At 56.4% G+C, this 11,322-nt stretch carries 11 protein-coding genes; 7 read left to right on the top strand and 4 right to left on the bottom strand.

Features of this window, described 5'->3' with window-relative positions; all coding sequences use genetic code 11:
- The 7 genes from K5905_RS16185 to K5905_RS16155 all read left to right on the top strand — a co-directional run.
- The coding region (locus tag K5905_RS16185; RefSeq protein ID WP_297585724.1) for a GntR family transcriptional regulator at positions 1 to 494 on the top strand (494 nt) is incomplete at its 5' end.
- Positions 491 to 2,032, top strand: a complete 1,542-nt coding sequence (locus K5905_RS16180) for a sugar ABC transporter ATP-binding protein (protein ID WP_297585722.1) — start codon at positions 491 to 493, stop codon at positions 2,030 to 2,032. The genes K5905_RS16185 and K5905_RS16180, both read left to right, overlap by 4 nt.
- Positions 2,029 to 3,018: an ABC transporter permease gene (locus K5905_RS16175; RefSeq protein ID WP_297585720.1), complete on the top strand. Its 990-nt coding sequence runs from the start codon at positions 2,029 to 2,031 to the stop codon at positions 3,016 to 3,018. The genes K5905_RS16180 and K5905_RS16175 overlap by 4 nt, the downstream gene beginning before the upstream one ends.
- Positions 3,019 to 3,057: 39 nt before the next feature.
- Positions 3,058 to 4,053: a substrate-binding domain-containing protein gene (locus tag K5905_RS16170; RefSeq protein WP_297585718.1), complete on the top strand. Its 996-nt coding sequence runs from the start codon at positions 3,058 to 3,060 to the stop codon at positions 4,051 to 4,053.
- A 61-nt stretch (positions 4,054 to 4,114) separates the two neighbouring features.
- Positions 4,115 to 4,978 (top strand): hypothetical protein, encoded by an 864-nt coding sequence (locus K5905_RS16165; protein ID WP_297585717.1) that lies wholly within the window; start codon positions 4,115 to 4,117, stop codon positions 4,976 to 4,978.
- On the top strand, positions 4,975 to 5,790 hold the full coding sequence (locus K5905_RS16160) for an NAD(P)-dependent oxidoreductase (RefSeq protein WP_297585715.1): 816 nt from the start codon (positions 4,975 to 4,977) through the stop codon (positions 5,788 to 5,790). Before K5905_RS16165 ends, K5905_RS16160 begins: the two co-directional genes overlap by 4 nt.
- A 194-nt stretch (positions 5,791 to 5,984) precedes the next feature.
- The gene (locus K5905_RS16155; RefSeq protein ID WP_297585713.1) at positions 5,985 to 6,635 is read left to right on the top strand and encodes a GntR family transcriptional regulator; all 651 of its coding nucleotides are present in this window, start codon (positions 5,985 to 5,987) and stop codon (positions 6,633 to 6,635) included.
- A 193-nt stretch (positions 6,636 to 6,828) separates the two neighbouring features.
- On the opposite strand, the gene K5905_RS16150 is transcribed toward K5905_RS16155, so the two are convergent.
- The 4 genes from K5905_RS16150 to K5905_RS16135 all read right to left on the bottom strand — a co-directional run.
- Positions 6,829 to 7,278, bottom strand: coding sequence for a thioesterase family protein (locus K5905_RS16150; protein ID WP_297585712.1), 450 nt, complete (start codon positions 7,276 to 7,278; stop codon positions 6,829 to 6,831).
- Positions 7,279 to 7,300: 22 nt separating this feature from the next.
- Positions 7,301 to 8,497 (bottom strand): benzoyl-CoA 2,3-epoxidase subunit BoxA, encoded by a 1,197-nt coding sequence (gene boxA, locus K5905_RS16145; RefSeq protein ID WP_297585711.1) that lies wholly within the window; start codon positions 8,495 to 8,497, stop codon positions 7,301 to 7,303.
- A gap of 76 nt (positions 8,498 to 8,573) precedes the next feature.
- A complete protein-coding gene (gene boxB, locus K5905_RS16140) occupies positions 8,574 to 10,025 on the bottom strand; it encodes a benzoyl-CoA 2,3-epoxidase subunit BoxB (protein WP_297585710.1) in 1,452 nt (483 codons plus the stop codon).
- A gap of 62 nt (positions 10,026 to 10,087) precedes the next feature.
- Positions 10,088 to 11,322, bottom strand: a 1,235-nt coding sequence (locus K5905_RS16135; protein WP_297585709.1) for a benzoyl-CoA-dihydrodiol lyase, incomplete at its 5' end; no start/stop codon positions are given.

Raw genomic sequence — 11,322 nt, 5'->3', positions numbered from 1 at the left:
GAGCCTTCGTCTTTACGCTTGGTGGCGATGAGGTTGCAGACATCTGTGATTTTAGGCAACCGATCGAGACCGCCGCCGTCAAGCTGGCGATCACCCGTCACCCCAATGACGTCCTGTTCGAGATCTCGGAAATCGTCGGCGAAATGCGGCAACGTCTTAATGAGGGCGATGTCCAACGTTACCTGGACCTCGATTCCAAGTTCCATATGACGTTCTTCAAATACTGCGGCAATTCCTATTTCATCGAAACATACCGGAGATATTCCGGCAAAATTGCCGCGCTTCGCACGCATCTGGCCGTCAAACCGTCCCACACGCAGCTTTCCATGCAGGAACACAAAGCCATCCTTGATGCGTTTCGAAACGGTTCCGTGGACGAAACGGTGCGGATTCTGAACCAGCACATCGACCGGACACGAACCACATACACCGCCGAAATCACCGATATCGCGGTTGCAGATTCGCACTCGAACAGCAAAGCGGGGGCAAAATGAGCTCGCAAACGCCCCTGATTGAATTTCGGACGGTCAGCAAGAGCTTTGGTTCGAACAAGGTTATCAACCACGTCGATTTTGAATTGCTGCCAGGAGAAATTCACGCGCTTGTCGGTGAAAACGGTGCAGGCAAATCCACATGCCTTGGAATGATGTACGGTCTACATCAGCCGGACACCGGATCCATTTATCTGTCCGGCAAGAAGACCGTCATCGACAATCCGGCCCATGCGCAGAATCTCGGGATCGGCTGCGTATTTCAGGAACTCAGCCTGGCCGGGGGCCTGTCTGTCGCCGAAAACATCTTTGCCGGACACGCGCCGGCAACATTCGGTATTGTTGACTGGAGGGAGCTTCACCACCGTGCGCAGACACTTCTTGGAGAATTCAATCTTTCGGTCAACGTCAGCGCGCCGGTGGACAAACTTCCGATCAGCACACGCCAGGTCGTTGAGATTGCGAAGGCGTTGTCGCTGAATTCCAGGGTCATTCTCCTGGATGAGCCGACATCCGCTTTAACTCCAGATGAAGTCGACAAGCTGTTCTCGATCCTGCGCGACCTCACCAGGCGCGGCATAGGCATTATCTACGTCAGCCATCACATGTCGGAAATCTTCAATATTGCGGACCGCGTCACCGTTCTCCGGGACGGACGAAAAATCAGTACGCACAACACATCCAATACCAGCGAAAACGAAATTGTTGCGGAAATGATTGGCGGTCATGTCCCGACAAGCGCAAAACACGCCTCCGATGCGATTGGCGACGTCCTTCTGGAAGCGCAATCATTGTCATTTCCGGGTGTCTTCGAAGACATTTCTTTGACGCTCAGGAGCGGGGAAATTGTCGGCCTCGCGGGATTGATGGGTTCCCGCCGAAGTGTCATCGCAAAAGCCTTGGCCGGTCTGTTCACGGCACACGAAGGTGTTCTGAAAGTCAAAGGTGAACCCGTCGAACTGCGCTCTTTGTCCGGAGCGATGAAGGCCGGTATTGGATATGTCCCGGAAGAACGAAAGACCGACGGGCTGTTTCTCGATCACTCGGTTCGTGACAACCTCGTCGCCGCCAGCCTGAAAAAGCACACCGTCAATGGCATTTTCAACACGGCATCCGCCCGGCGGGCAACGCAGAATGCGATCGAACGATTTTCGGTAAAGACGGCAAGCCAGGACACCGACATCCGGTTTTTGTCCGGCGGCAACCAGCAGAAAATCATGCTGGCAAAATGGCTTGAGACCGAACCGGACATTTTGATCATCGACGAACCGACAAAGGGCGTCGATGTCGGGGCCAAGTTTCAAATTCACGATGAACTTCGCAAGAAGGCCGCAGACGGTATGGCGATACTGGTGGTGTCTTCCGATTTTGCTGAACTTGCGACGCTTACGGATCGCATCATTGTTGTCCACGAAGGCAGGCTGGTTGGTGAAATCAGCGCCGAAATGGCCACTGACGATTCCATTCTCAACCTGGCGGCCGGTGTCCAGGTCCCATCCCAATCCACATCAAACGAAGCTGAGCGGAGTGCACTTCAATGAGCCTGCAGATCCTAGACAAACAAGCCGCGCCTTCGCTGATGAGCAGAGTGATTTCCGCCTGTCTGCACACACGTGAACTTACGTTGCTGCTCATGATATTGGGAATTGTCGTGATGATGTCGTTCGTCACGCCTTATTTCCTGAGCGCGAGCAACTTCAGGGCGGTCGCCGTTGGCATGACACCAACGGCGATCATCGTGATCGGTATGGCCATTCTGCTCGCCTCGGGCGGATTCGACCTTTCTGTTGGTTCTGTCATGGCGTTGTCCAGCACAGTTGTCGCCCTGCTGCTTCTGGCCGGCGTGCCGATGCCGGTCGCCGTTATTCTTGGGCTGTTGCTGGGTGCTGTCGCGGGCCTTGTGAACGGAATTCTCATAACTATGATCGGCATAAATCCGCTCGTCGCGACTTTGGGGACAATGTCGATTGCCCGCGGTATTGCACTGGTTCTCACGGAGGGATTTTCGGTCAGCAGCCTGCCGCCCGCTTTCGGCTATATCGGCAAGGCGAGCTTGCTCGGCATCCCGCTACTGGTAATCCTGACGCTGTCGCTGATCATCCTGTTCGATCTCGCCGTGCGACATACGCGTTTCTTCCGCCAGATCTATTTCATCGGCGCCAACGAAAAGGCAGCCATGCTGTCCGGCATCGCCGTCAACCGCGTCCGGATCATTGCCTATATCCTGACCGGCGTGTTGGCGGCATTGGCGGGTGTCCTTTTGGCATCACGCCTCATGAGCGGCACTCCGACCGCCGGGAATGCGCTTGAGCTACAGGTTCTGGCCGCAGCCGTTATTGGCGGCGCCTCCTTGCGCGGCGGTGAAGGCACAATTCTGGGAGCCTTTCTCGGAGTGGTTTTCGTAGCCCTTATCAACAACGCCATGACCATGCTTGCCGTTTCCATTTACTGGCAAATGATCGTCATCGGAGCCGTGCTCGTCTGCGCAGTCGCGCTCGACATGCTCGTCAGGCGTCAGTCCACCTGATTCACTTTTCACTTTGGTCAATTCAACTGGGAGGATCCTATGACCAGCATGAACCTTAATCGCAGAAACCTATTGGCCGGAGCGGGAGGGCTAACCCTTGCCGGGCTGAGCTTGCCGAAATTCTCCAGCGAGGCGCTCGCCCAGGGAGCCGGCAAGGAATACGTCTTCCTTTCCATCGTGACGCAGGTTCCCTTCTGGGTCGACCACAGGGCTGCCCTGAAGGACCTTGAGGAAATCCTCGACATCAAAACGACGTTCACCGGGCCGCTTGATTTCGACACGGCCGGGCAGGCCCGCCAACTTGATGAACTGATTGCCCGTCGCCCTGCCGGTATCCTGATTTTCCCAGGCGACCCTGCGACACTCGCACCGGGAATCGAACGCGCTGTCGAGGCGGGAATACCGGTGACAACCTGCATCGGTGACGTGCAACAAAGTCCGCGCTCTTCGTTTCTTGGCATCAACGGATTTGAAGCGGGTAAGGTCGGCGGCGAGTTGCTCGCACAGGCGATCGGTGGCAAGGGCAAGGTTCTTCTCGGCACCTTCCCTGCCCCGTCCACCCTGGAACGCGTCGAGGGATACAAGGCGCTGTTCAAGGAAAAGTACCCGGATATCGAAGTGGTGGACGTCGTCAATGACCGCGCCGATCCTTCATACGCGCCAACCGCTTATCTGCAGGGTATCCAGGCGCATCCGGATATCGTCGGGATCGGTGGGACAGATGGCGACAGCGGCAAGGGAGCTGCGATTGCCGTCCACGAAGCCGGTCGCGCAGGCGATATCAAGATCGTCGCGATGGATCGCAATGACGACATGCTGCCCTACATCGAAGACGGTACGATACACGGCGCGGTTGCCCAGAAGTCCTATCTGGAAGCTTATCTCGCGATCCACATGATGCACTGGCAGAATACGGAAGGCCTCAAAGTGGTACCGGACTGGCAGTCGGCAGGCATCAATCCCCTGCCGGAGCAGGTCGTCACCGGTGTCATGACGATCAACAAGGACAATGTTGACCAGTTCAAGCACGTCTGAGGGTCGGGCGCGCGGGTTTTCTGCCCGCGTGCCCCGCCTTTGCCGCCGTCCGGGAAGCACCATGCCTAATTCAAATCTTTGGCAGTACACCGTTCTGTCCGACGACATCGTGAAGCTCTCGCTGCTTCCCGGGATCGGCGGGCGTGTCATGAACGTTCATTTTCGAGGCAAGCCTCTATTGTTTGAAAATCCGGACTCTCGGGAGTTTCCGCCCGACCTTTCGGATCTCAGTACGGTTCCGACAAGGGCCAGACACCTGCCTTTCCCGCTCTGGGGTGGGGAAAAGACCTGGATCGCCCCCGAAAGCTCCTGGCCCGAGACCGGGCCGCATCCGGTTCTCGATTCCGGTCCTTACGAATGTCAGACGCTTTCTGACGTGAAAGTTTGCATGACCAGCCGGATCTGCCCGATCAGCGGATTGCAGGTTGTTCGCACCGTCACCCTTGAAAAGGGTGAAGCAGGCTGGACAGTCGAACACAAGCTGATCAATCATTCCGACACCGATCAGCACTGTGGAATCTGGTCGGTGATGATGGTCCGGCGTCCGGTCAGGATCATCTGTCAAGCTCCCGCACGGGAAAGCCACGCGATCGTGATGGGAGACCCATTGACTGCAGTTTCAGTCTCAAGAGAGCAGATCGCAGTCAGCTGCATTGCAGCAGATGAATTCAAGATAGGTACTCACCCGACCGGGTGTGTGGCCAAGGTCCTTTGTGGCGGCGAGACGGGAGCTATCACCCTGACCGCCGAAGCATCGTCGCTCTCGGCGGCGGAAAAATACGCCCATGGCCATGCGCTGGAAGTCTACAATTCGGCTGACTACGACTACGCGGAACTGGAATGGCACGCACCTGCCGAAAACCTGTCTCCGGGAGAAACTTCGATGTTTTCGGTCAAGTATCGGATCAGGGAGACCACGGAATGAACAGACGCGTTGTGATAACCGGAGCTTCGGGACATCTGGGTGGCAAGCTTTACGACGAGATAAAGACCCAAACAGATTGGCATCCGGTAGGTCTTGATATCCGGGAAACGGACAGGCCCGATTGTCATGTAGCCGACTTTTCAAAGAAGGGAGACTGGACGCGGCACCTGGCTGACGCCGATACCGTCGTGCACTTGGCCGCTGACCGCAGCCCTGACGCCAGCTGGGGGTCTTCTGTCGCTAACAATATGAATGCGACCTTGAACCTCTATCATGCTGCCTCAGAGAACAACGTCCGACGGGTCGTTTTCGCCAGTTCGAACTGGGTTCAGGGCGGATACCGGTTTTCTTCAGAAAGACTTGTCCCTTCTCTGGACCCGAAGCCCGTCAATGCATACGGCGTCTCGAAATTGTTCGGTGAGCGCATGGGAGAATTTTTTGCGTCAGAACACGGGCTGTCCGTCATTTGCCTTAGAATAGGCTGGACCCAGTGGACGCATGACAATCTGCCCGGCACGCACATGGCCATGGGGCGCTGGGGACAGGAAATGTGGCTCAGCGACAGAGATTATCTTCAAGGCATGAAATGTGCGATCGATGCCCGGGATGTTCCCTATGCCGTCCTGAACCTGATGTCAGACAACCCGGGCATGCGTTGGGACCTCGAACCTACCAGGGACCTGATCGGATACAATCCGGAAGACGGCTGGGCGCCCGATGTGACTGTTCGCATGAAACTGCAGTCTCTGATCCTCAAGACAGTGACAAAAACAATTCCGGAACGGTTCAAAACCATAGCCTCCGACTGGTGACAGAAACTTCGAAAAAGGCCCGACATTCCCGAAGTTCCGGTTTCCACCGTTGTAGACAGCTTTCCCTGACCACCTAAAGCCACAACTAAAGGGCCCTTAAACAGGGACAATATACCTTTGATCTTTCCAAATCGCGCGAACTGGAATACCAGATAACAACCTGAACGATACTTCGCGCAATAAGGTTTTTTGGAATGGTGATCGAACGTCCCAAGTCACTACGCGATTTGGTCCTGGAGAATCTCAGGGAACGGATTGTCAGTGGGCGCCTTGCTATGGGTCAATCGCTCTCGGAACGTAGCATTGCGGACGAACTACAGGTGTCCAAAACGCCGGTGCGGGAATCTCTCGCTCAACTTCGGGAAGAAGGCCTGGTCCAGATCGAACCCCAGAAGGGTGCAAAGGTCTTCACGCTTACCGAGGACGAGGTCGAGCAAATCTGCGACTTCAGAATGACGATCGAACTCGCCGCATTTGAGCTTGCCCTTGTGCTGGATCCTGATGGCCTGATTTCAGACATGACAAAAGTCGTCGATGACATGACCAGAGCCATGGAGGCGGGCGAAGTCCACGCCTACCTCGATCTGGACACGGCTTTTCACCAGATCGCCTTCAGGCACTGCGGAAATGAATACCTATCTGCCAGCTACGAACGGTACGAAGGCAAGATCGCCGCGCTTCGGACCCATATGGCTGCATTGCCGGAACATACGCAGCTATCCTTCAAGGAACATATCGAGCTGAGAAAGGCATGTGAGGAAAAGAACCTCGAAGCACTGAAATCAATTCTTGAAAAACATATAGCGCGCACCAGGGAATCATACGTTCAGGCCACATCAGAATGAGCGACTGTGTCGGTCGCCATGCAAGTCGCGGTCATCCGCGTACCTGAGTGGTCGGATGACGAAGGAATAATACTGCTTAAGACCTCCGATTGCTCGAGCGTGAAGTCTCGTCACTGTTTCCGCAGCAATCTTTTCAATACTCCGAACACGGCAAAACCGGGCATTGTCCCAACACGCCTAACTCAGGGTCTCTCTAAGCCGGACTTGGAGACAGATAAGGCTCGACCAGCGCGCGGATATCGGGTGGCACCAACTTTTTCTCAAACTTGTCCGCCACCACAAAGACGCAGATGAAACGTCCTTCGAAGCAGAGAATGTTGTCTTGATAGCCTGCCACTGAAAATTCGATCGAGCTATCCCCAAGTCGCACCGGACGCACCTTGCAGTTCAGCCGATGGCGGGGGGTGACCGGCGCGCGGAAATCAATCGACATATGCACAAACGGTGTCCCCGTATTGCGATCAATCTCCAAATAGTACCAGCCAGGCTCATTGAGATGCGCTTCCCACCAGGCATTGATTGCATCAAGGGCAAACCCGGGGATACGGCCCGTATAGGCGATCCTGGCTGGATCGCAGTCAGCCCATGTGACCCGGATTTCATGATCGAAGGCAGCGGGCGCCGGGGTGGATGCGTCATGCATGGGCGATGCTCCAGACTCAGACTCAATAGGTTTCAACATGATAGCGGCCTTCCCCGCGCATGGTATCGCGCAGGTTCTGCCACTCGATACCGATGTCTGCCGCAATGTTGGTGAAGGATTTCTCAACACCCTCCTCCATACCGCGCAGGCCGCAAATGTAAATATGCGTGTTGGGGTCTGCCAACAGATCCGCCACCGCTTCCTGCTCGACCATCATCCGGTCCTGCACATATTCCTTTGGTGCCCCGGGTATGCGGCTGAACACCATATGCGTGTGCAGCAGTGTCTGCGGGACTTTTTTAAGCGGTCCGAAATAGGGCAGATTGCCGGGCGAGCGGGCGCCGAAGAACATGGTCATGCCGCCCTGGTTGGCACCTAGCGTGCGCTGGCGGCGCATGGTAAAGGCGCGAAACGGTGCCGATCCGGTGCCGGTGCAGATCAGCAGCAGCCGTGCTCGCGGATCTTCCGGTAGAAGGAAGGTGGCCCCGAACGGGCCGGTGACCTGAACACTATCGCCTTTTTTCAGGTCACAGACATAATTCGAGCAAACTCCCTTCTCCTCGCGCTTCACGGTCAGCGAGAGATTGTTGAAATTCGGACGCTCGCCGTCGCGCGGGCTGGAAATCGAGTAGAGCCGCGGCAGATGCGGTTTTCCGTCATCGTCGGTGCCGGGCGGGATAATCCCGATGCTCTGCCCTTCAAGCACCGGCATCGGCAGGCTGCCGAAATTCAAAATGACATGGCGCACATCGGCGTCGCTGTCCACATCCGTCAGACGGTAGTTTCCCTGTACCGTGGCTCCGGCTGGCTTGCCGGGATTATAAAGATTGATCGTCGGCTTTGCAGCGCTTGCAGGCGCTTTTGCCTTGCCGCCTGTCCCTTTGTGCGCCTCGGCCAGAAGCGCCGCGATCGCATCGTCAAACGCCTCCATGTCCGTGTCCGCGTCTTCGCCCGTCTCAGTCATGTCTTCTTGTTCAGGCAATTCGCTAAAGCCGTACTGATCATCGAGCGAATAGCTGCGGCGCACCACCCGCCATTCGTCGATTGAGCCGGTCGGACAAACAGGAATGCAGTCCATGCAGAAATTACAGATTTCCGGATTGACGACCACATTGGTGTCGTCATGCTCAATCGCGCCGATCGAACATGTCATTTCGCAGGTGTAACACCGGATGCAAATCTCGGGGTCGATCAGGTGCTGCTTGGTCGGCTGGCTCATAGTGGCCCCTTGACTGTGTAAGAAAGGTCAGGGATCGGCCTGTCTGGCAACAGCGCATCAGACAGGCTTTTCCGGATTACGCCATATGCAGTTTGACGTATTCGAAATCGCCAGGCTTGTTGTCGATGCCCATGCGTGGCGGCGCGATCCAGCCGGCATATTCGCCCGGTTCGCTTACCGGTTTCATCAGCGACTGGATGAAATCGCCATCGGCGTGGGTCGGCAGCCAATGAGCCACTGCCGCATCATACTCAGCACCGGTCAGCAGGTTGCCTTCAGGGTCGAAATTCTGCCCAGTGAACACACCGATCTTGCGATTGAATGCTTCGTGCGGCAGCTTGAGCACAAACTCGATCCCGGCCTTTTCGATGATCTTGTTCCAGCGTCCGACGCCACCGGCGGCATCCCGGGTATAATCGTCCCGAAGCCGCATGTTGATGGCTGTCAGCGCCGGCACCTCGTGCTGAACCAGCTTGCCATCCACCATGTCCCAGACATTGTAGGTGTCATTCTGCAATTGGTGATCGTCGTCGATCTTATGCTCCAGGTAGCGTCCCTTGATACCCGCGTTGAAGGCATTGGCCGCATTGGTCGACACTTCCTGTCCGAACAGATCCAGCGACAGCGTGTAGTGAAGGTTGAGTTTTTTCTGAATTGTCGGCAGGTCGATCACCCCAAGATCCCGGATCTTGTTGATGTCATAGGGGTCGGTGATGCCGTTTGCGTTCATGACCTCGCAGGTCTTCTGAATGGTGCGCCCGACGCCGGTTTCGCCGACGAACATATGGTGGGCTTCTTCGGTCAACATGAAGCGGCAGGTACGCGACAATGGATCGAAGCCCGACTGTGCCAGACTTTCCAACTGCATCTTGCCATCACGGTCGGTGAAATAGGTGAACATGAAGAAGGAAAGCCAGTCCGGTGTCTCCTCGTTAAAGGCACCCAGCATCCTTGGCGCCTCTTCGCTGCCTGAGGATCGGCGCAAAAGATCGTCGGCTTCCTCACGTCCGTCGCGGCCGAAATACTTCTGCAGGATATAGACCATTGCCCACAGATGCCGCCCCTCTTCCACATTCACCTGAAACAGGTTGCGCATGTCGTAGAGCGATGGTGCGGTAAGCCCGAGGAAGCGCTGCTGCTCGACCGAGCCCGGCTCGGTATCGCCCTGAATGACGATCAGCCGTTTCATCAGGTTGCGGTACTCACCCGGCACCTCTTGCCAGGCGGGTTGGCCGTAGTGCTCACCACAGGGGATGGTACGGCCCTCGACCTCCGGCGCCAGCAGGACGCCCCAGCGGTATTCCGGCATCTTCACATAATCGAATTTGGCCCAGCCCTTGGGGTCAACGCTGATCGCGGTGCGTAGATAGATCATGGATTCCTGGAACTTCCGGGGGATCAGATCGTTCCACCAATTGATATAGCCGGGGTGCCACTTTTCCAGCGCCTTCAACACCTTCTTGTCGGAACTGAGGCCGACATTGTTTGGGATGAGTGTGTCGTAGCTGACATTGACGAGATCGGTCATCGAAGTCTCCAATTGATACCTGGCCCGACGCTGCAGCCGCCGGACATTGTCCTATCAAGCGTTTAGACACGCTCCATGTTGTAATCGCCCCGCACGCCGGTGCCATAGCGCTGCAATGCGCCATCTGGCCCGACTGCATTGGGGCGGATGAAAATCCAGTTCTGCCAGGCGGTCAGGCGCCCGAAAATGCGGGTCTCCATAGTTTCCGGACCGGCAAAACGAAGGTTGGCCTCCATGCCGGTCATCGCATCAGGCGAGAAGCTCATTCGTTCTTCAATGAAGATACGGATCTCATCGTCCCAATCGATGTCATCGAGGATCATGGTGACCAGGCCAAGCGCGTCGGCCTCTTCCGCCTCCAGCGCCTCGCCTTTCTGCTCAGCGACTTTTTGGGTTGTTTCTGGTTCGCCAAGGAATCGTGTCTGCAGGCGGGTCAGACCATTGGCCATGGGAAAGGGACCAAAATTCGCATCACTCACCGTCACTGTGGCCAGTGGGCGATTGTCGCCCTCGAATTCGTCTTCCATCATGTACGACCGGTCCACCGCAAACAGCAGCTCGGTCAGAATGCCGGTGAAACACGAGCCATGCTCAACGAGTGCAATGAGTGACCGCGAAGTCACATCAATCCGCTTGAGCAGTCGCTTCCAGTATTGCAACACCTCGTTGGCCAGCCAGTGATCCTTATTCTCCAGGAGCAGCCGCTCGTGAGCGTCGAAGCGACTCGGATCGCCCTGAGTGCGGAATACCAGGAGGCCAAGTTCCATCTCGTTCAGTCTGAGGTGCAGGATTGCATCGTCCAGTTCGCGCGCCAGCCGCAGCAAGTATGCCTGATCTCCTTCTGAGGTGAAGCCGGCCATATCCGCCTGCGCATCCTCTTCGGGGCCACTGAGCGTGATCACCGCCTTGCAGGTGGGTCTGTCCACCTCAACCTCGACCAGCGAATAGCCAAAACTTCCATCTTCATCCGTTCGCCGCTCGATCGGCCCGAGCAAGATGCCCTCGGCTACATCGGCCTTTGTAGATGTTGCTGCAAATTCATGGGCGCGCTCGGCAACCGTCTCTGCAAAGGTGGAGTTGGCAACAATTTCATCGACCAACCGCCAATCCACTGCGCGCTGGCCTTTCACCCCCTCTTCGGTCGAACAGAAAATATCCGCCCGGTCTCGGCGCACCTTGCGCTTGTCGGTCACTCGGGTGAGCCCGCCAGTACCCGGCAGAACCGCCAACAGCGGCACCTCGGGCAGCGCCACCGAGGAAGTGCTGTCATTGGTCAACATGATATGGTTGCAGGCCA

This window comes from Roseibium sp. (assembly GCF_025698965.1).
Taxonomy (GTDB): Bacteria; Pseudomonadota; Alphaproteobacteria; order Rhizobiales; family Stappiaceae; genus Roseibium.
The sequence above is the reverse complement of the archived record's forward strand: the minus strand, read 5'-3'. Positions and strand labels throughout refer to the sequence as shown.

Bases quoted from the DNA above. Each gene is read 5' to 3' on its own strand.
- K5905_RS16180 (WP_297585722.1), top strand. From the start codon at position 491: ATGAGCTCGCAAACGCCCCTGATTGAATTTCGGACGGTCAGCAAGAGC.
- K5905_RS16175 (WP_297585720.1), top strand. From the start codon at position 2,029: ATGAGCCTGCAGATCCTAGACAAACAAGCCGCGCCTTCGCTGATGAGC.
- K5905_RS16170 (WP_297585718.1), top strand. From the start codon at position 3,058: ATGACCAGCATGAACCTTAATCGCAGAAACCTATTGGCCGGAGCGGGA.
- K5905_RS16165 (WP_297585717.1), top strand. From the start codon at position 4,115: ATGCCTAATTCAAATCTTTGGCAGTACACCGTTCTGTCCGACGACATC.
- K5905_RS16160 (WP_297585715.1), top strand. From the start codon at position 4,975: ATGAACAGACGCGTTGTGATAACCGGAGCTTCGGGACATCTGGGTGGC.
- K5905_RS16155 (WP_297585713.1), top strand. From the start codon at position 5,985: ATGGTGATCGAACGTCCCAAGTCACTACGCGATTTGGTCCTGGAGAAT.
- K5905_RS16150 (WP_297585712.1), bottom strand. From the start codon at position 7,278: ATGCATGACGCATCCACCCCGGCGCCCGCTGCCTTCGATCATGAAATC.
- boxA (WP_297585711.1), bottom strand. From the start codon at position 8,497: ATGAGCCAGCCGACCAAGCAGCACCTGATCGACCCCGAGATTTGCATC.
- boxB (WP_297585710.1), bottom strand. From the start codon at position 10,025: ATGACCGATCTCGTCAATGTCAGCTACGACACACTCATCCCAAACAAT.